Raw genomic sequence first — 19916 nt, 5'->3', positions numbered from 1 at the left:
TCACGCCCTCTCGTGAACACCCCGGACACCGGAACTTTCACGCGTGTCTCCCGCATGACCCGCGGTTGCGCCCGGCGCCGCGCCGCGGTCGTTGACTCACCTCCGGCCGTCGGCCGACCCTTCCGGCGTGAGACGTCACAGTGCCCTCCTCCTCGCGGCCGCCGTGGTGGGATCGACCATCACGACCCCCGCCTCGGCGCACGCGGCGGCGTGGGAGACGGTCGTCGACACCGGCTCGTTCGCCGGCTACTCCGCGTTGGAGTCGGAGTGGGCGATCCACTACCACTCCGGCGCGATTCACGCCCGGGACCAGGTCGTGGTGAACGACCAGTTCCCCAACTGGGAGGTCAAGGGAGACTTCCAGGCGCCGTCGTCCCGGGGGACCTGGCCGGCGTTCTGGCTCACCGGAGTGAACAGCTGGCCGCCGGAGAGCGACATCCTGGAGTTCAAGGGCGACAGCCGCAACTGGTTCAACACGTTCCGGACCTCGTCCGACGTGGACAGCACGATCGTGGGCGTGTCGTCGCCCGGTTCCTGGCACAACTACCGGGCGTGGATCACGAAGGTGAGCGCCACGGACGTGGACATCCACTACTACGTCGACGGCCAGTGGAAGGCCGTCCACCACGCCCGTGGCTTCGTCGGCAAGCCGATGTGGCTGATCATCAACCTGCAGATGGAGGGCTCGTCCGGCTCGCCGGGCCCGAGCGTCGCCACGTACTACCGCGCCCGCAACGTCTACGTCGGCCGCTCCCGCGCCTGACGCGGGGTCACAGGCTCTTGAGATAGGCGAGCGACGGCATGAAGAAGTACTCGCCGCCCTTCATGGTCACGGTCTGGGGGACCTGAGGCTGGGGAGCGCTGAGTTTCGTGCTGTCCCACGCCTTCGGGTACCGCACCTTGACGTCCCGCTTGCCCTGGCCGATCACGGGGTCGTGACCGGTGCCCCCGGCCGGGAAATCGGGGTTGTCGGCCCAGGTCTGCTGGGTGAACTCGAACTGGCTCTGCAGGCTGGAGTTGAACGCCATGAACAGCAGGCCCACCCCGCCGGTCGGCCGGGTCGTCGCGGGCGCGTCGTCCCACGGCCTGTCGGTGCGCCCGCCGTACGTCTGGCCGCGCCGGGCCATCATGACGCCGAGCGCGCGCTCCAGGCCGCCGTCCCGCGAGTCGCGGGGGTTGGCCTTGCGGATGTGCGCGCCGACCGGGCACTTGGCCCCGGGGTCGTCGCGGTAGCTGAAGTCGTTCTGCACCGGATGGCCCTCGGAGCTCGGCTTGCCGTGCAGCCGCAGTGGGGTGCCGTTGCGGAACCGGCCCACCAGCATCGCGCCCGCGAGCGGCCGGTCGTCTCCCTTCAGGCCGAGCGCGTCGGCGAGGGCCTCCTCGGCCTCGCGGAACGCGCGGACGTTCTGTTCCAGCTTGCGCAGGACGAGATAGCTGCCGAAGTGCCGGCTCGGGTGGGGAGCGAGGGGGTCGGGGACGAGCACGTGGCTCAGCGGGAAGAAGGGGTTCCAGTTGGTGCCGGACTCGGCGGCCACCTGGTCGGCGAGGAACAGCGGCTGGCTGCGGCCGTCCACGTAGCCGAAGTGCTCGATGCCCCGGCCCTGGGCGTCGCGCAGGCCCTCGCCCTTCTCCTCGCCGACGATCTTCGCGGTCTTCGGCAGCAGCGCGAGGACGCGCTCGCGGGTGGCGGCGACCGGTTCGGGCCTGGCATCGCCGATCAGCACGATCGCGTGGATCTCCTCCTGGTAGTGCTTCTCCCAGGCGCCCACCGCCGGGTCGCTCAACGTGTCCTTGCGCCGCTTCATCCCCGACTTGAACGCGTTGTCGGTGAATCGGGTGGGCGAGTGGCCCACTTTGAGATAGCCGATTTTGCTGATACCGACGCCCACGTACGGCGTGCCGGATTTCTTCGTACGGTTGAAGTCGCGGACCTCCTCCAGGTGCTTCCTGGCCGATTTCATGAGCGGCACGAGGGAGCGCAGGAAGCGCCTGCCGTCCGGGCCGTCGCCGAAATGCACGAGGAGCAGGGACATGCTTTCCCGGACGTGCGCCTGCAGGATGTTCGGCTGCAGGTTGTCGAGCATGGCCTTGGTGTCGGCGTCGAGTTTCGCCGAATCCCACGCGAGCGGTTTGCCGTTGGACAGGTCGACCGGCATGTCGAATCCTTCCCCGTAGTGGAAATGTCGGGCCCCCACCCGATAAGAGCCATCATTCACGGAAAATGTGCCGCGTACAGGGGAAATCGGCGGCGACGCCGGATGCCCACCGGGGCGTCCTCGGCCCGCAGGCGGGCGCCGGCATCGATCCATGCGTGATCGGCCAGGTCAGGCCTATTCCGCACCACCGGGGTAGTGATCGGTCATGACGAAGAAGCGGCCTGTCGGCATCGAAGAGGAGTTCCTTGTCGTCGATCTCGAGACCCGGCGGCTGACGCCGCTGGCGGAGTCGATGCTGGAGCGGCTGCCGGACGAGGGGTTCTCGGCCGAACTGCAGCGCTCGGTGGTGGAGACCAACAGCACCCCGATGGAGGACCTGGGCGACGTGCGGACCGAGATCGTGCGGCTGCGCCAGGCGCTCGTGTCGGCCGGTGAGCCGCTGGGGGTGGGCGTGATCGCCTCCGGCACGACCCCGATCACCGGCATCGAGGGCTACACGTTCACGCCGGGGGAGCGCTACGAGTACCTGTCGGAGTCCTACCGGTTCCTCGCCCACGAACAGCTCATCTGCGGGGCGCAGGTGCATGTGGAGATCGACGACAGGGACGTGGCGGTGCTCGCCGCCCAGCGCGTGGAGGCATGGCTCCCCCCGCTGCTCGCGCTCAGCGCCAGCTCGCCCTACTGGATGGACGAGGACAGCGGGTATGCCAGCAGCCGGGCACTGACCTGGCAGCGCTGGCCGACGGCGGGCCCGCTCGGCCCGTTCGCCGACGCCGCCGAGTATGACAGGACGGCCGAGGACCTGGTGGCCTCCGGCGTCATCGAAGACCGGGGCATGGTCTACTTCGACCTGCGGCTGAGCGCCCACGTGCCGACGGTGGAGATGCGCATCTGCGACTCCTGCCCGCTCGCGGACGACGTGGTGCTGCTCGCCGGTCTCTTCCGCGCCCTCATGACGAGGGAGACGCAGGCCGTGGAGCGGGGCGAACCGCCGGTCGGCGAGCAGCGCCTGGCGCTGCTGCGGGCGGCCAACTGGCGGGCGGCCCGCGACGGGCTGGAGGGCGACCTGCTGTCGCCGGTGACGAGCAGGCCCGAGCCGGCGCCACGGCTCATCACCGGGATGCTGGAGGAACTGCGGCCGACCCTGGAGGAGCTCGGCGACTGGGAGATCGTTTCGGAGCTTGCCGACGCGGCGCTGCGCCGGGGCAGCTCCGCCTCGCGCCAGCGGGGGGCGTACGCGGTCAACGGGAAGTCGCAGGACGCGGTCGACCTGCTGCTCGCGGAGACCCGGCAGCGCTAGGAGGCCGTGCGGCAGGGCGGGGAGGGCGTCCGGCAGGGCTCTGGGAGGCGGTGCGGCAGCGCTGGGAGGGCGTGCGGCAGGGCGGGTGTACGGGCCGATACCCTACTGGCCATGTCTGCGATCTCCGCCCTGAGCACGGCATGAACGGCGCCTACTCGGGCTGGCTGATCGGCGCCGGCCTGCTGCTGGCGCTTGTCGGCGTCGTCACCGCCGTACGGGACCGGCCGATGGGGCCGGTGCTGCTGGCCGGGCTGGGCCTGCTGGAGCTCGCCGTGCTCGCGCAGGCGGGCTTCGCGCTCGCCGGGCTCGGCCACGTGGCGGAGAAGGCGACCTTCATCGGCTACCTGGCGGGCACCGTGGTGATCCCTCCCGCGGCCATGTGGTGGGGCCGGGCGGAGCGTACGCGCTGGGGCCCGGGGGTCATCGCCGTCGCCGCCTTCACCGTGGCCGTCATGACCGGGCGGCTGCTGCAGCTTTGGAACGCGGGCGCATGAGCGCCCCCTCCGGCACGGGGCCGGGACGCGTGCTCGTGGCCGTCTACGGGATCTTCGCGCTGGCCGCGACCTCCCGCGCCGCCGTGCAGATCGCCACGAGGTTCGCCGAGGCGCCGCTGGCGTACGCGCTGTCGGCGTTCGCCGGAGTGGTCTACATCGTGCTCACGGTGGCGCTGGCCCGGAACGCCCGGCGGGTCGCGGTCGCCGCCTGCCTGGTCGAGCTGGCCGGGGTGCTGGTCGTGGGCACCCTGAGCCTGGCGGACTCCGCCGCGTTTCCGGAGGCCACCGTGTGGTCGGGGTACGGCAGCGGGTATGGCTTCGTGCCGCTCGCGCTTCCCGTGATCGGCCTCCTGTGGCTGCTCCGCGGCGTCCGGCGTTCGTAACCGACTTTCGGCGTTCGTAACCGACTTCTCCGCAGCTGGAACAAATAAGAGCGATGAGGGCTTTGGTATGGTGCCAATCGTAGGATGACCGGATGAGGGGAGATGTTGCGGCGATGAGTGCCGTCGTGACGCGGAGGGGCGTGCTGCGAACACCATGGGGAGCACCGTGGGGAGCACGGCGCGGATCGATGGCGTGGCTGATCGCCGGGGGTATCGCCCTCGCCGCTCTGAACCTGCGCACCGCGGTGACCAGCGTGGGGACCGTCCTCGACCAGGTGAGCGCGGGCCTGGGCCTGTCGGGAGCGATGACGGGGCTCCTCACCACGCTGCCGGTGATGAGCTTCGCGGTGTTCGGCGCCCTGACGCCGGTCATGTCCCGCAGGCTGGGGGAGCAGCGGCTGCTGCTGGCCGCGATCCTCCTGCTCGCGGCGGGACAGGCCGTGCGCTCCCTCGTCGACTCGGCCGTGCCGTTCATGGCGGCCAGCACGGTGGCGCTGGCGGGTGGCGCGGTGGGCAACGTCGTCATCCCCGCGCTGATCAAGAGGCACTTCCCGCGGCGTGCGGGTGCGATGACCACCGTCTACTCGACGGCCCTCGCGGCCGGGACGATGGTCGCCGCCGCCGCGACCGTTCCCGTGCAGCAGGCCGCGGGAGGCAACTGGCACGTGGCACTCGGGGTGTGGGCGGTCCTGGCCGCCGTCGCCGCGATTCCGTGGCTCGCGCTCAGGCGCGGTGAGCCGGAGCGGCGCGACACATCCGCGAGGGCCGGAGCCGAGGGTCTCCTGCGCAGCAGGCTCGCCTGGGCCGTGGCCGGATACTTCGGCTCGCAGTCGCTCATCGCGTACGTGATGTTCGGCTGGCTGCCGCTGCTGCTGCGGGACAACGGCTACACCGCAGGTCAGGCCGGCCTGGTCCTCGCCGTGTTCACCGGGCTCGGGATCCCCGTCTCCATGGCGGTGCCCGCCCTGGCCGCCCGGCTGTCCAGCCAGCGCCCGCTGGTGATCGCGTTCGCCGTCCTGTACGCGGTCGGCTTCGCGGGCCTGCTCACCGGGCAGGCGCTGTGGGCGTGGTCGATCCTCGTGGCCGTCGGCGGGGGCACGTTCCCGCTCGCGCTGGCGATGCTGGCCATGCGGACCCGCACGGCGGCGGGCACCGCCGCGCTGTCGGCCTTCGGACAGAGCGCCGGATACCTCATCGCGGGCGCCGGGCCGATCACGTTCGGCCTGCTCCACCAGGTGAGCGGCGGGTGGGTGCTGCCGTTCGGGCTGCTGTTCGCCGCGCTCGCCGTGCAGGTGGCCACCGGCTGGTACGCGGCGGCGGGCCGCACCCTGGAAGACGAGATGCCGTCCACGCCCACTGGGCGGCGGGACGACCACGTCTCGCGGGGCGTGCGCGACCTCATCGCGGGCCGGGTGCGCCGGTCGGGCGAGAAGGCGCGGCACGCGCGGTCTCGTGACGAGTCCGGGGCGGCGCGGCCGCGGCTGGCCCGCCCGGCCGGGCGGCACGGTGCGCGCAGGGGAGGCGAGCGCCGCAGGCCGGCCTCCCGCTGAGGCCGTGCACGGGTTTACGTCCTTGTCTCGGGGCAGGCGGTAGTGCAGAAACCCACGAGAGAAGGAGAAGGCATGAGCTCGATCGAGCAGTCAGTCGATGTGAATGTCCCGATCCGCACCGCGTACAACCAGTGGACGCAGTTCGAGAGCTTCCCGGAGTTCATGGAGGGCGTGGAGTCGGTCAAACAGATCGGCGACACGCGCACCGACTGGGTCGTCGAGATCGCGGGCGTCCGCCGTGAGTTCGAGGCGGAGATCACCGAGCAGCACCCCGACGAGAGGGTGGCCTGGCGCTCGGTGGACGCGCCGCGGCAGGCCGGCGTCGTCACCTTCCACCGGATCGACGACGGCACGACCCGGGTCACGCTGCAGATGGAGTACGACCCCGAGGGCTTCCTGGAGAAGGCGGCGGACGCTCTGCAGATCGTCCGCATGCGCGTCAAGGGCGACCTGGAGCGTTTCAAGACGTTCATCGAGTCACGCGGCGGCGAGACCGGCGGCTGGCGCGGTGAGGTCCCCGGCCCGCACCAGCAGGGCGGCCTGGGCACCGGCGGCTCCGGCACGGGCTACGACATCGGCGAGCCGATGCCGCCCCGGACCGTGAACCCCGAGTATCCGCGCGAGACGCCGCTGCCGCCGCCCGGCACCGGCCCGATCCCCCCGGCTCCCGGCACGGGTCCCGCCCCCGGCACCGGCCCGATCCCGCCGCGCGACACGCCCGGCCCGGTGATCTGATCAGACAGCACGCGTAATAGGCCCGCCTCTCGCGAATCGAGAGGCGGGCCTATATGTTATATGCGAGTGATCGGTAATTTATTTAGCCCTGATATGATGGAAAAACATTGTTATAAACTCGCGGGCGTATCTCATCGCATCAATCGAAAGGGATGTCGCCCGTGTGTTACGAGCCCGATGCCGTGCCGCCCGTCCACGGTTCTCCGATCACGACCGTCACGTCCGAACGCCTCGTGCTGACCTCGGCCGACGGCGCGAACTTCGCGGCTCATCTGTCCCGCCCCGGCCACGCGTCCGGTCCTGCGGTGCTCGTCCTGCCGGACAACCGGGGCTTGTCGGGATTCTACGAGCGCCTCACCGAACGGCTCGCCGAGCAGGGGCACACCGCACTCGTCATCGACTATTTCGGGCGGACGGCCGGGACCGGCCCGCGGACCGCCGACTTCCCCTTCATGGAGCACCTGGGCAAGGCGCACAAAGACGGGCTGTTCGCGGACATCGCCGCCGGAGTCGCACACCTGCGCGCCGAAAGCGACAAGGAAATCGTCTCCCTCGGCTTCTGCTTCGGCGGCAGGCTCGCGTTCATGACGGCCCGGCCCGCATTCGGGGTCGCCGGCACAATTGGCCTGTACGGATATCCGGACGTGTTGTTCGGCAACCCCGGCCCCACCCAGATGGCGGGTGAGCTGCGCGGACCGATCCTGGGATTGTTCGCAGGCGCGGACGAGGGCATCTCCCCCGAGGTGGTGAGCGCGTTCGGCCAGGCGCTGGAAGGCGCGGGGGTGGCGCACGAGTTCGTCACCTACGCGGAAGCCCCGCACAGCTTCTTCGAGCTGGGCCGCCCGGAGCTGGCCGAGGCCTGCGCCGACGCCTGGTCGCGCATCCTCGGCTTCCTGAAGCGGACAGCCCGAGGCGACCTGACCTCGCCTCGGGCTGCCACGATGCAAGACTAAGCCTTCGGGCTCCCGCCGCGCGCACCGGCACCCCCGAAAGTGCCCAAATGGTGATGCGGCCGAACGTGCGGACACGTTACGGTGCCCGCGTGACATTGATCGTCTCTCCGCCGCCCGCTCGCTAGCGGGCGGCGTCATCCGGTGAGCCGGGCCCGGGCGGCCCGGCCGGTGGCCCCTGCCCGCCTGCGGGAATCGGGCCCACCTCACTGGAGAGACATCGATGAACCATGCTCCAGCCCTGTCCGTACGGCAGGGCCTCGTCTACGTGTCCACCGCCGCGGTCGCCTGGGGGACCGGAGGACCGGCGGGAGCGCTGCTGCACGGCGCGGGACAGCTGAGTCCCGTCGCCGTGTCGTTCTGGCGCTTCGTCTGCGGCGCGGTGCTCCTGCTCGCGGTCGCCCGCAGCCGCCCCTCCTGGCGGGCGGTGCTGCTCGTCGGCCCGGCGATGGCGGTGTGCCAGGCGGCCTACTTCGCGGCCATCGCCGAGGCCGGGGTCGCGGTCGCCACGATGATCACGATGGGCGCCACCCCGGTCCTGGTGGCGGCCGCCGGCCGGGTCTTCCTGGGCGAGTCGCTGGGCCGTACCGGCCTCGGATGCGCCGCGCTCGCCGTCGCCGGCCTGGCCATGCTCACGGGAGGCGCGCAGGCGGTCACTCCGGCGGGCGTCGGCTACTCGCTGCTGTCGGCGGCGGCCTACTCCCTCGTCACCCTGACGACCCGCCGGATGCCCGCCGACGGCGTGGCCGTGTGGGGGTTCGCCGGAGGCGCGGCCTGCCTGCTCCCGCTCGCCGCCGCCGGAGGGCTGCTGCCCGCCGGGCACGCCGTGGTCAGCGTGCTGCTGCTCGGCTACCTGGCGGCCGTGCCGACGGCGCTCGCGTACGGGCTGTTCTTCGCCGGGCTGCGCGTCGTCGGCGGCACCACGGCGGCGGTCCTGTCCTTGCTCGAACCGCTGGTCGCCGCCGTCATCGGCGTCGTGCTGCTGGGGGAGCGCCTGTCCGCCGTGCAGGTGGGCGGGGCGGCCGTGCTCGGGTGCGCCCTCGCCTGGCTCGCCGGAAGGGAACTTCGCGACGCCCGGAGCTAACGCAGGGGCCGGAGAGCCTGTTAGCGATACCATGAGCTGGGGAGTGCGCGCACGCGGTCACCAGGCGGAACGTTCCCCATCGGGCTCGTGACGGAACAGTGATCATCACAGTATTGACACGGCTCGCTGTTATCGCAAACAGTCAGGAAACCTGATCCGGAATGAGCGGGGCGCGGCGGATGACGAAGGTCCGGCCTGGAGAGAGCCCGACCGAACGCCCGAAGGCGGCGGTCATGGAGGACGTCGCGGAGCTGGCAGGCGTCTCGGCGATGACGGTGTCGAGAGTGCTGAACGCCCCGGAGAAGGTGCGCCCGGAGACTCGGGCGCGCGTTCTCGCGGCGGTCCGCGAGCTCGACTATCGGCCCAATTCGGCGGCGCGGGTCCTGGTGACCGGCCGCTCGGGAGTGCTGGGGGTCGTCTGCTTCGACACCACCCTGTACGGCCCGGCCTCCACGTTGTTCGGCATCGAGCAGGCGGCCAGAGACAGCGACTACCTGGTCAGCATCGCCAGCCTGCCCGCGCTCAACCGCACCTGGATCACCAGGGGAATCGACCGCCTGCGGTCCCAGTCGGTGGACGGCGTCATCGTCGTCGCACCGCACGAGTCGGCCGCCGAGGGGCTCCGGAACCTTCCCCCGGGCCTTCCGGTGGTCGACGTCGGCGGGGGAACGGACCTGCCGGTGCCGGTGGCGGCGGTGGACCAGTACGCCGGTGCCGCCCGCGCCACCCGCCACCTGCTCAGTCTCGGTCACCGGACCGTCCGGCACCTGTCGGGCCCGCCCAACTGGATCGACGCGAGCGGCCGGGTGGCCGGCTGGCGGTCGGTGCTGGAGGCGGAGGGCAGGGAGGTTCCCGAGCTGCTGGTCGGCGACTGGACCGCCTACTCCGGCTATGAGATCGGCAAGCGCCTCGCCCACGAGCCCGACGTAACGGCGATCTTCGTGGCCAACGACCACATGGCGATGGGTGTGCTGCGAGCCCTGCGGGAGATGGGCCGGCGGGTCCCCGAGGACGTGAGCGTCGTCGGGTTCGACGACGTTCCCGAGGCGGCCTACTTCTGGCCGCCTCTGACCACCGTACGGCAGAACTTCGGCGAGGTCGGCAGGCAGGCGTTCCAGCTCCTGCTCGACCGTATCGCCGGGGGGGAAGGCGAGGCCAGGCGCATGGTGGAGCCCGAACTCGTGGTGAGGGAGAGCACCGGCGTCAGCCGCTGAAAAGGCGTGCGCCCGCCTCGGTGATCGGGCACGGGTGGAGCGCTGCAGGCGTGTCCACGCCTGCCGCCGCGGGGGAGGAGCCGCCCGGGGCGATGGCGCACCCCGGACGGCCGCGTGTTACGGCTTCACCTCCAGCGTCACCGTGGTGGCCGACGGCCGGAAGCGGGCGTCGCCGGAGTAGGAGACGGCGAGCTGGTGCGTGCCGGCCGGCAGGTGGAGGCCGAGCTCGGTCTTGCCCTGGCCGCCCGGGTTGAGCGTCCCCTCGCCGAGGATCGTCGCGCCCTCGGACACGGTCACCTCACCGGTCGCGCCCTTCGGGTCCACGCTGTAGTGGACCTGGACCTTCTTGCCCTGCTTCACCTGCGTGGGTGAGGCGTGGGCGGTGACGGTGCTGCCGGCCCGGGTGTCCCTGCCGAGGCGGATGAACGTCACCGAGTGGGCCGGGAAGTCGTAGGTGAAGGCGGAGGAGAATCCGCTCACCTCCCGCTCGACAGGGGCGATCTTCGTGGGTTCGGTGAGCGAGTTCACGGCGGCGGGGTCACCCGTGAGCGAGGTGACGACGGCCTTCGGCGCGATCGGGGCGGTGCCGAGGTCGACCGTGCTGCGCACGGCGGTGTCCTGGACGTTGACGGCCTTGATCACCACGTCGCCGGTGTCGCCGTCCTTCGAGACCACCTGGTAGAGCGGCTCGACGGCGGCGTTGTCGATGAAGTCGTTGACCTTCTGGCCGTCCAGCCACGTGGTGATGCGCCGCCCGGCGACCTGGATCTTGATCTTGTAGTCGCGGCCGGTCTGGACCGTGGTGCTCGACGTCGCGATCGACGACTTGGCGCCGTTCGTCGCCTTCTCGACGGCCGACTGGGTGTTGTTCCAGCCGCCGATGTTCCACCAGTAGAAGTCGCCGGTGTCCTTCGCGCCGAACATCACCAGGAAGCCCTCGGCGCCGCCGGTCTTGCGTGCCGTGACCTCCAGCGTGTAGTCGGACCAGTCCGTCGAGCCGGCCGTGGACCGGGCGTCGGTCACGTCGGCCGTCTGGACGTACGCGCCGTCCTGCACCGCCCACGTGCCCTGGCCGGGAGTCCATTCGCCCGTGCCGTCGGAGAAGTCGTCGCAGAACAGGACCGTGCCGTCGGCCCCGGTCACCTTGACGTCGTCGTAGCGGACCTGCGTGCTCCAGGAGCCGAGGCCGATGGCGCCCCTGATGTCGTCCACCGGCAGCGGGCTCGCGTTGTAGGTGCTCGGCAGCACGGTGTCGCCCACGTTGCGGGAGAACATGCGCTGCACGTAGTAGCTGGGCGAGCCGTACACCTGGTCGTTGTCGAACCAGATGAGGTCCGGCGTCCAGTTGACGTAGTCGACGTTGGACAGCAGCGGCGCGTACGACGCCAGCTCGACGACGTCGGAGTTGCGCTCGATGCCGGTCAGGTACGACGCCTCGGTCAGCGCGTTCCAGTACGTGTTGCCCTTCGAGGCGTACTCGCCGACGAACACGTGCGGGCCACTGCGGTCGTAGGTGTCGTAGCGGTGGTTGTTGGCCAGGAACCAGCTCGGGTCGTTGTAGTAGTGCTCGTCGACCAGGTCGGCCTTCTGGTCACGCGCGAACTGCCACATGCGGTCGAACCAGCTGCCCTGGGACGACTGGCCGGCGTTCGAGAGGATCTCGATGTTCGGGTATTCGGCCCGGATCGCGCTCGCGAACTTGGGGAAGTTCGTGAAGAACTCGGGGTAGATCTCCTCGTTGCCGAGGCCGATGTACTTCAGGTCGAACGGCTTGGGGTGGCCCATGGCGGCCCGCTTGGCACCCCAGGTGGAGTCGGCGGGGCCGTTGGCGAACTCGATGAGGTCGAGCGTGTCCTGGACCCATTGCCGGAGCTTGGCCTCGTCGGTCAGCGGCCGGTTCTCGTTGCAGCCGTTGACGCCCACCGACAGCACCGGCAGCGGCTCGGCGCCCAGGTCCTCCGCGAACTGGAAGTATTCGTAGTAGCCGATGCCGTACGACTGGTTGTAGCCCCAGAAGTTGAAGTTGGTCGGCCGCTCCTCGACCGGGCCGATCGTCTCCTTCCACTGGTAGATGCGGCGCCGGTCCTGGTTGAGCGAGTACGGGTCGTAGGTGCCGACGTTGGTCACGCAGCCGCCGGGGAAGCGCAGGAACCGCGGCTTGAGAGCGGCGGTCGTCTCGGCGATGTCCTTGCGCATGCCGTTCTGACGGCCCTTGAAGGTGTCCTCGGGAAACAGCGAGATCATGTCGAGGTCGGCCCGGCCGGTGCCGCCGGCCAGCACGACCAGGCGCGCGGCGTCGGTGGTCTCGCTCGCGGTGATCGTCGCGGTGTACTTCTTCCAGCCGGACGGCTGGACGTCGATCGTGGCCGTGCCGTACACCTTGGAGCCGTCGGCGCTCTCGATGGACGCGGTGATCGGGCCGCCGGCGGTGCGCCGGGCGAACAGCGACAGGTCGTAGGTCTTGCCGGCCTGGACCGCGATGCCCTTGTTGAAGCCGGCGTTGCTCACGCCGAAACCGGTGCCGGGGCTGGTGATGTCCAGCCGCAGGAAGTTGCGGTTGTCGCCGTTGAGCGGCTGGTCGCCGGACACCGCGGCCGTGCCGGCCGCGCCGCCGCGCCCGACCTTGGTCCACGCGGTGAGGCCGTTGTAGTTCCGGTTGTCGACCGAGTTGAACTCGAAGGACCGGTTCTGCACGAGCTCGGCGTACAGGCCGCCGTCGGCCGCGTGGTTGATGTCCTCGTAGAAGATGCCGTACAGGTTGGGGCTGACCTTGGTGCCGGCGGCGGTGGTGTCCACCGTGAGCTCGCCGGTGTCCTTGGCGTATCCCTCGACCTGGAACTTCGTGCCCTGTGCTGTTACAAACTGTGTTGGTACAACCTGTGTTGTTGAGGTCTGTGTTGTTGTGTTCCCGCCGGTGGCGACCAGCCTGCCGTCGGTGACCGCGACCCGCCTGTCCCCGGCCGACAGATACACCTTGCCGCCGCCGGCGTCACGGAGCTGGAACGATCCAGCGGTCGAACCGAGGCGCAGTGTGGAGTCTCCGGCGACCCCCAGGTAGCCCTTGCCGTTCAGGTCCTTGAGCGCGACCGTGCCGTCGCCCTTGTCCTCGGCGGTGACCGCGAGACTCGTCATGCCCTGGGCGCCGGAGGCGACCACCCGCCCGTCCCCGGCGGCCGACAGGTACGGCGCGGAGCCGGCCGCGCGCAGCGTGAACGGGCCGGACGGGACGACCGCCCTGCCCTCGGCCGCCTTGACCGCGAAGTAGTCGAAGTCGGCCGCGATCGGGGTGCCGTTCTGCGCGGACAGCGCGAACAGGCCGACCTGCTTGACGTCCAGCGCGGCGGTGACCTTGGACGCCTGCACCCAGGCGGAGCCGTCCCAGTAGGACGAGGTGAACTCGTCGCCCGACCTCGCCAGCTTGAGCGTCTCGCCCGAGGACCCGGCGCGGCTCGCGAAGGCCGCGGTGAAGGCCGCCTTCACTTCGGCGTCGGTCTCGATGACGTTGCCCCCGGACGAGCCGACGTGCGCGAGACCGGCGCGGACGTAGTTGTCCCAGTCCTGCCAGGCGAAGATGCCGGCGCTCTGGTAGTCGAGCGCGACCGGGGCGCTGAACTTCGTGACGACCTCGAAGTCCCCGGCGGGGACGTCCATGAGGAAGATGTTCCTGGCCGAGTTGTCGGTCTGGTAGGTGTCGCCCTTCAGCGAGTGGATGCGCAGGCTGCCGGGCTGCTCGCCGAGGGACCACTGGGTGTCGTCGGGGTTGAGAACCTGCCAGTCGGGACCGAGCGTGGTGGCGTCGAACTGGTCGACGGACGCGCCGGCGGGGATCGGGGCGGCGGTTTCGGCCTGAGCGGGTGTGGTGGAGAGCGCGCCGCTCACGACACCGCTCACCATGGCCGCCGACAAGGCCAGTGACAAGGCCCTTCTGCTCATTCGGGGGGCTCCTCCGGTTTTTGATAGCGATAACATAACGAGATAGTCGCGAAGTGAGCGCTAACAAATGGGATTCGGACCCCAGTTAAAGGTCATGTGGCATGTCCGTCAATAGGACGTGAACGCGATGTTTCGGTGTGACCGGACCGTGATGGGCCATCTCCTTGACGGGGGGTCGTGTTAACGCTCACAGTCTTCCTCAAGCAGTTGAGAGGAGCGCCAGTGAGACCCAACGTCGACCGCCGCCCGCCCGTCATGGCCGACGTGGCCAGGCTGGCCGGAGTGTCGCACCAGACGGTCTCGCGGGTGCTCAACGACCATCCGAACGTCCGCGCCGAGACCCGTACCCGGGTCATGCGGGCCATCGACCAGCTCGGTTACCGCCGCAACCTCGTCGCCCGGGCACTGGTCACCAAGCACTCGCGCACGCTGGGCGTGGTCAGCTTCGACACGACGCTGTACGGCCCGGCAAGCACGGTATACGGAATCGAGCAGGCCGCGAGGGACGCGGGCTATTTCGTGAGCATCGTGAGTCTGCGGACGATCGACAGGGCCGGCGTGAACGACGCGATCGGCTACCTCGCCGAGCAGGGCGTGGACGGCATAGTCGTCGTCGCCCCGCAGCGGTCGGCGGCCCGGGCACTCGACGACCTGCCGGCGGGCATGCCCGCCGTGGCCGTCGAGGGCTGGCACCAGGGCGAGGTCTCCGCGGTCAGCGTCGACCAGGTCGAGGGCGCCAGGCTGGCGGCCTCGCACCTGCTGGAGCTGGGGCACGAGACCGTCTGGCACATCAGCGGCCCGGCGGACTGGCTGGAGGCCGAGGGCCGGATCGAGGGCTGGCGCGCGGCACTGACCGCCGCGGGGCGGCCCATCCCCGGCATGCTGACCGGTGACTGGAGCCCCCGATCGGGCTACCGGGCCGGCAAGGAGCTCGCCGCCATGGCCGGCGACGTCACCGCGGTGTTCGTCGCCAACGACCAGATGGCGCTCGGCCTCCTGCGCGCGTTCACGGAGGAGGGGGTGAAGGTCCCCGAGCAGATCAGCATCGTGGGCTTCGATGACATCCCTGAATCGGAGTTCTTCTCCCCGCCGCTCACGACCATAAGACAGGACTTCGGGGCCGTAGGCAGGCGCAGCATCGACGTACTGCTCCGGCAGATCGAGTCGGGCGAGGGGCTCCCTCATGAGCGCCTCGTCGTGCCTCCCCAGTTCGTACTCAGGGGAAGCACAGCCGCGCGCTAGCCGCACGGAGACACATTGGATGATCAGCGCTGCACCGTAGGTGTTAGCGCTCACTTTAGAAAGGATCCCACAGTGTTGAAGAGGATCTCGGCACTGATCCTGGCCGGTGCCACGGCCCTGACGATGACCGGTTGCGGTAGCAGCGACAGCGGCGACAGCAGCGTCGGTTCGTCCGGCGGTGGCGCGAAAGACGGCAAGATCGTGATGGGCTTCGCCCAGGTCGGCGCGGAGAGTGGCTGGCGTACCGCCAACACCAAGGACATCCAGGAGACCGCCAAGGAGGCGGGTGTCGACCTGAAGTTCTCCGACGCGCAGCAGAAGCAGGAGAACCAGATCAAGGCGATCCGCTCCTACATCCAGCAGAAGGTCGACGTCATCGCCTTCTCGCCGGTCGTGGAGTCGGGCTGGGACACCGTCCTCAAGGAGGTGCAGAACGCGAAGATCCCGGTCATCCTCACCGACCGGGCCGTGGACTCCCAGGACACCAGCCTGTACAAGACCTTCCTCGGCTCCGACTTCATCGAGGAGGGCAAGAAGGCCGGTCAGTGGCTGGTCGACCAGTACAAGGACAGCAAGGACGACGTGAACATCGTCCAGCTGGAGGGCACCACCGGGTCGGCGCCGGCCAACGACCGCAAGTCGGGCTTCGAAGAGATCGTCAAGGCCGACCCGAAGTTCCACATCATCGCCTCGCAGAGCGGCGACTTCACCCGGGCCAAGGGCAAGGAGGTCATGGAGGCCTTCCTCAAGTCCAACCCTGACATCGACGTGCTCTGGGCGCACAACGACGACATGGGTCTCGGCGCCATCGAGGCGATCGAGGGCGCGGGCAAGGTCCCGGGCAAGGACATCAAGATCATCACTGCCGACGCGACCCACGACGGCATGCAGGCGCTCGCCGACGGCAAGATCAACTTCATCGTCGAGTGCAACCCGCTGATGGGCAAGCAGCTCATGGACCTCGCCAAGAAGGTCGTCAACGGCGAGCAGGTGCCTCAGCGGGTCGTCACCGAGGAGACCACCTTCACCCAGGAGCAGGCCAAGGAAGTCCTGCCCAGCCGCAAGTACTGACCGGAAACCGGGCCGCCCCCACCGGGGGGCGGCCCGGCCCTGAGGGATCGAGCGATCCGTAGGGGCGCGCCGCCGGTCTGGACCGAGGAGTGCGCGGGAGCCGCGAATGCGTGGCATCGCGTGCCTCCGGCACGACCGGGCGGGCGGCGCGCTCCCGACGGTGAGCGGGAGACACGGAAACACGGGAGAGGGGCACCGCATGGCCGCACCCGCGCCGATCCTGCGGATGAGCGGGATCGGCAAGCAGTTCCCCGGCGTGAAGGCGCTGGACCGCGTGGACTTCCGGCTGCTGCCGGGAGAGGTCCACGCGCTCATGGGAGAGAACGGCGCCGGCAAGTCAACCTTGATCAAGGTGCTGACCGGGGTCCACGACATCGACGCCGGAGAGATCGAGCTGGAGGGCAGGCGGGTCGCCTTCTCCAGCCCGCTCGCCGCGCAGCAGGCGGGCATCAGCACCGTCTACCAGGAGGTCAACCTCTGCGCCAACCTGTCGGTGGCGGAGAACATCTTCATCGGACGTGAGCCGCGCCGCTTCGGCCGGATCCAGTGGAAGACGATGCGCCGCCGGGCCGTGGAGATCCTCTCCCGGCTCGACCTCGACCTCGACGTGTCCGCCCCGCTGGCGTCGTACTCGCTGGCGATCCAGCAGATGGTGGCGATCGCGCGGGCCGTGGACATCGACGCGAAGGTGCTGATCCTCGACGAGCCCACCTCCAGCCTCGACGCGGACGAGGTCGCCCAGCTGTTCCGGGTGATGCGCAGGCTGAAGGAACAGGGCATCGCGATCCTGTTCGTCTCGCACTTCCTCGACCAGATCTACGAGATCTCCGACCGGATGACGATCCTGCGCAACGGCGCACTCGTGGGGGAATACCGCACCAGTGAGCTGAGCCAGGTCGAGCTGGTCGGCAAGATGATCGGCCGCGAGCTGGCCGACCTGGAGAAGCTGGAGGCCCGCCCGTCCGCTCTCGAGGCCGCGCCGCTGGTCGAGGCCGAGCAACTGGGGCGCTCCGGGGCCATCGAGCCGTTCACGCTCACCATCCACGAGGGTGAGGTCGTCGGCCTGGCCGGGCTGCTCGGCTCGGGCCGTACGGAGATCGCCCGGCTGCTGTTCGGGGCCGACCACGCGGGCACGGGCTCCTTGAAGATCGGCGGCGAGCAGGTCAACCTGCGCACGCCCCGATCCGCGGTCTCCCGGAATCTCGCCTTCTGCTCGGAGAACCGGCGGGCCGAGGGGCTCATCCCCGACCTCACCGTCCGCGAGAACATCATCCTCGCCCTGCAGGCCGTGCGCGGCTGGACCCGGCCGATCCCGCGGCGCAAGCAGGACGAGCTGGTCGACAAGTACATCACCGCGCTGAACATCCGCCCGGCCAACCCCGAGCAGCTCGTCAGGAACCTCAGCGGCGGCAACCAGCAGAAGGTGCTGCTGGCCCGCTGGCTCATCCTGGAGCCGCGCCTGCTCATCCTCGACGAGCCCACCCGGGGCATCGACGTCGGCGCCAAGGCCGAGATCCAGCGCCTGGTCGCCGAGCTGTCGGACGGCGGGATGGCCGTGCTGTTCATCTCCGCCGAGCTGGAGGAGGTGCTGCGGCTCAGCCACAAGGTCGGCGTGCTGCGCGACCGCAGGCTGGTCGCCGAGCTGGACAACGACGAGGGCCTGACCACCGACGCACTGACGGAGACGATCGCGAGCGGAGCCCGATCATGAACCGGATCCTGAAGCATCGCCTGTTCTGGCCCGTGGTCGTCCTGGTCGCGCTGCTGCTGCTCAACCTCGTCTTCACCGACGGCTTCTTCAGAATCCAGATGAAGGAGGGCCATCTCTACGGCAGCCTCATCGACATCTTCCGCTTCGGCGCGCCGCTGATCCTGGTCGCGACCGGCATGACGCTGGTCATCGCCACGAGCGGCATCGACCTGTCGGTCGGGTCGGTCGTGGCGATCGCGGGAGCGCTGGCCTGCATGCAGATCAGCGACCTGAGCGACCAGAACTCGGTGACCGGCGTGCTGTCGGCCGTGGGCATCGCGCTGGTGCTGTCGGTGGTCCTGGGCCTGTGGAACGGCTTCCTCGTCGCGGGCATCGGGATCCAGCCGATCATCGCGACGCTGATCCTGATGGTCGCCGGGCGGGGACTGGCCCAGCTCATCACCGACGGCCAGATCACCACGGTCCAGAGCTCGTCGTACAAGCTGATCGGCGGCGGCTACTGGCTCACGCTGCCGTTCGGGATCATCATCGTGGCGGTCGTGCTCGCGCTCACCGCGTTCCTCACCCGGCGCCTGGCGCTCGGCCTGCTCATCGAGTCGGTCGGCGGCAACGCCGAGGCGAGCCGCCTGGCCGGCATCAGCGCCCGCGGCGTGCTCATCATGGTGTACGCGTTCTGCGGGCTGTGCGCGGGCATCGCGGGCCTGATGATCAGTTCGAACGTCTCCAGCGCCGACGGCAACAACGCCGGTCTGTGGATCGAGCTGGACGCGATCCTCGCCGTGGTCATCGGCGGCACCCCACTGTCCGGCGGGCGGTTCTCGCTGAGCGGCACCGTGCTGGGCGCTCTCATCATCCAGACGCTGACCACGACCATCTACTCGATCGGTGTTCCGCCGGAGACGACGCTGCTGTTCAAGGCGCTCGTGGTGACGATCGTCTGCCTGATCCAGTCCCCGGCCTTCCGCTCGAAGGTGTTCCACCGCCGCAGGCGCCCGGTCGCGGCGTCCGCGGCGCCCGAAGAGAAGGTGAGGGTCTCGGCGTGACGAGCATCACCGGTCTGCTGGACCGTCGCCGTACGATTCCGCAGAAGTACATCCCGGTCCTGGTGACCGCGGGCCTGTTCGTGGCCATGTTCGTGACGGGCGGCATCCGCTACGAGAACTTCGCCACCGGGCAGATCATCCTCAACGTCTTCATCGACAACGCGTTCCTGCTGGTCGTCGCGGTCGGCATGACGTTCGTGATCCTCACCGGCGGCATCGACCTGTCGGTCGGTTCCGTGGTCGCGCTCGCCACGATGCTGAGCGCCAGCCTGCTGAAGGACGGCTGGCCGGCGTACGCCGTCATGGTCCTGGTGCTGGTGATCGGCGGGGTGCTGGGCCTGGCGATGGGCGCCATCATCCACTACTTCGAGATCCAGCCGTTCATCGTCACGCTGGCCGGCATGTTCCTCGCCCGCGGCCTGTGCTACACGATCAGCACCGAGTCGATCCCGATCGACAACCCGACATTCACCGACATCGCCCAGACGCGGGTCAATCTCGGCGGCGACCTGTCGGTCTCCCCGAGCGCGGTGATCGCGGTGGTCGTCGTGGTGATCGCGGCGTACGTGCTGCACTACACGCGGCTCGGCCGCAACGTCTACGCGACCGGCGGCAGCGAGCAGTCGGCCCTGCTCATGGGTCTGCCGGTGGCCCGTACGAAGATCGCGGTTTACACGATCAGCGGGTTCTGCTCCGCTCTCGGCGGTCTGCTGTTCGCCTTCTACTCCCTGTCCGGCTACGGGCTGAGCGCCGTGGGCATGGAGTTGGACGCGATCGCCGCGGTCGTCATCGGCGGCACGCTGCTGACCGGCGGGAGCGGCTTCCTGATCGGCACCGTGCTCGGCGTGCTCGTGCTGGGGCTGATCCAGACGATCATCAGTTTCGAGGGCACGCTCAGCTCCTGGTGGACCAGGATCTTCATCGGCATGCTGCTGTTCGTCTTTATTCTCCTTCAGCGCGTATTCTCAGGCGGATCGCGCCGCCGAACCCCCTGACGTGCGGAAAAGCCTTACCCCTTCGATCGGCCGCACACAGTTGCGCGGCCAGCCC

Annotated in this window: 16 protein-coding genes; 14 read left to right on the top strand and 2 right to left on the bottom strand. The window is 69.6% G+C overall.

Going from position 1 to position 19916, the window contains the following annotated elements; genetic code table 11:
* Window positions 1-127: 127 nt before the first annotated feature.
* On the top strand, window positions 128-763 hold the full coding sequence (locus FLX07_RS22995; protein ID WP_142573220.1) for a LamG domain-containing protein: 636 nt from the start codon (window positions 128-130) through the stop codon (window positions 761-763).
* A 7-nt stretch (window positions 764-770) separates the two neighbouring features.
* On the opposite strand, the gene FLX07_RS22990 is transcribed toward FLX07_RS22995, so the two are convergent.
* Window positions 771-2156 carry a Dyp-type peroxidase gene (locus FLX07_RS22990; RefSeq protein WP_142573217.1) on the bottom strand — a complete coding sequence of 462 codons (1386 nt, stop codon included), beginning with the start codon at window positions 2154-2156 and terminating at the stop codon, window positions 771-773.
* Window positions 2157-2361: 205 nt separating this feature from the next.
* Here FLX07_RS22990 and FLX07_RS22985 point away from each other — a divergent pair, with 205 nt between their 5' ends.
* The 8 genes from FLX07_RS22985 to FLX07_RS22950 all read left to right on the top strand — a co-directional run bounded on the left by FLX07_RS22985 (window position 2362) and on the right by FLX07_RS22950 (window position 9866).
* Window positions 2362-3456, top strand: a complete 1095-nt coding sequence (locus FLX07_RS22985) for a carboxylate-amine ligase (protein ID WP_142573215.1) — start codon at window positions 2362-2364, stop codon at window positions 3454-3456.
* A 140-nt stretch (window positions 3457-3596) separates the two neighbouring features.
* Window positions 3597-3950 carry a hypothetical protein gene (locus FLX07_RS22980; RefSeq protein ID WP_142573213.1) on the top strand — a complete coding sequence of 118 codons (354 nt, stop codon included), beginning with the start codon at window positions 3597-3599 and terminating at the stop codon, window positions 3948-3950.
* The gene (locus FLX07_RS22975) at window positions 3947-4333 is read left to right on the top strand and encodes a hypothetical protein (RefSeq protein WP_142573211.1); all 387 of its coding nucleotides are present in this window, start codon (window positions 3947-3949) and stop codon (window positions 4331-4333) included. Before FLX07_RS22980 ends, FLX07_RS22975 begins: the two co-directional genes overlap by 4 nt.
* Before the next feature lie 188 nt (window positions 4334-4521).
* Window positions 4522-5883, top strand: a complete 1362-nt coding sequence (locus FLX07_RS22970) for a CynX/NimT family MFS transporter (RefSeq protein WP_142573209.1) — start codon at window positions 4522-4524, stop codon at window positions 5881-5883.
* Window positions 5884-5955: 72 nt separating this feature from the next.
* Complete coding sequence (locus FLX07_RS22965) at window positions 5956-6618, top strand: SRPBCC family protein (protein ID WP_142573207.1); 663 nt, start codon at window positions 5956-5958, stop codon at window positions 6616-6618.
* Window positions 6619-6770: 152 nt separating this feature from the next.
* Entirely contained in the window at window positions 6771-7571 is an 801-nt protein-coding gene (locus tag FLX07_RS22960; RefSeq protein ID WP_142573206.1) for a dienelactone hydrolase family protein, read from the top strand.
* Window positions 7572-7791: 220 nt separating this feature from the next.
* Entirely contained in the window at window positions 7792-8652 is an 861-nt protein-coding gene (locus FLX07_RS22955) for a DMT family transporter (RefSeq protein WP_142573204.1), read from the top strand.
* Between the two features lie 233 nt (window positions 8653-8885).
* On the top strand, window positions 8886-9866 hold the full coding sequence (locus FLX07_RS22950; protein WP_223853610.1) for a LacI family DNA-binding transcriptional regulator: 981 nt from the start codon (window positions 8886-8888) through the stop codon (window positions 9864-9866).
* Window positions 9867-9983: 117 nt separating this feature from the next.
* On the opposite strand, the gene FLX07_RS22945 is transcribed toward FLX07_RS22950, so the two are convergent.
* Entirely contained in the window at window positions 9984-13799 is a 3816-nt protein-coding gene (locus tag FLX07_RS22945) for an alpha-L-arabinofuranosidase C-terminal domain-containing protein (protein WP_167748362.1), read from the bottom strand.
* A gap of 255 nt (window positions 13800-14054) precedes the next feature.
* Between FLX07_RS22945 and FLX07_RS22940 the strand changes: the two genes are divergently transcribed.
* From FLX07_RS22940 to yjfF, 5 genes are all read left to right on the top strand, one after another.
* Window positions 14055-15041: a LacI family DNA-binding transcriptional regulator gene (locus FLX07_RS22940; protein WP_142573312.1), complete on the top strand. Its 987-nt coding sequence runs from the start codon at window positions 14055-14057 to the stop codon at window positions 15039-15041.
* Between the two features lie 72 nt (window positions 15042-15113).
* Complete coding sequence (locus tag FLX07_RS22935) at window positions 15114-16112, top strand: ABC transporter substrate-binding protein (protein WP_208762333.1); 999 nt, start codon at window positions 15114-15116, stop codon at window positions 16110-16112.
* Window positions 16113-16311: 199 nt separating this feature from the next.
* A complete protein-coding gene (locus FLX07_RS22930) occupies window positions 16312-17823 on the top strand; it encodes a sugar ABC transporter ATP-binding protein (protein WP_142573200.1) in 1512 nt (503 codons plus the stop codon).
* Window positions 17820-18866: an ABC transporter permease gene (locus tag FLX07_RS22925; RefSeq protein ID WP_142573198.1), complete on the top strand. Its 1047-nt coding sequence runs from the start codon at window positions 17820-17822 to the stop codon at window positions 18864-18866. Before FLX07_RS22930 ends, FLX07_RS22925 begins: the two co-directional genes overlap by 4 nt.
* Complete coding sequence (gene yjfF / locus FLX07_RS22920; RefSeq protein ID WP_229689890.1) at window positions 18863-19861, top strand: galactofuranose ABC transporter, permease protein YjfF; 999 nt, start codon at window positions 18863-18865, stop codon at window positions 19859-19861. The genes FLX07_RS22925 and yjfF overlap by 4 nt, the downstream gene beginning before the upstream one ends.
* Window positions 19862-19916: the final 55 nt, after the last annotated feature.

It is taken from the genome of Microbispora bryophytorum, assembly GCF_006874465.1.
Taxonomy (GTDB): domain Bacteria; phylum Actinomycetota; class Actinomycetes; order Streptosporangiales; family Streptosporangiaceae; genus Microbispora; species Microbispora bryophytorum.
Note: the sequence above shows the minus strand (reverse complement) of the source record. Positions and strands in the feature narration are given on the sequence as shown.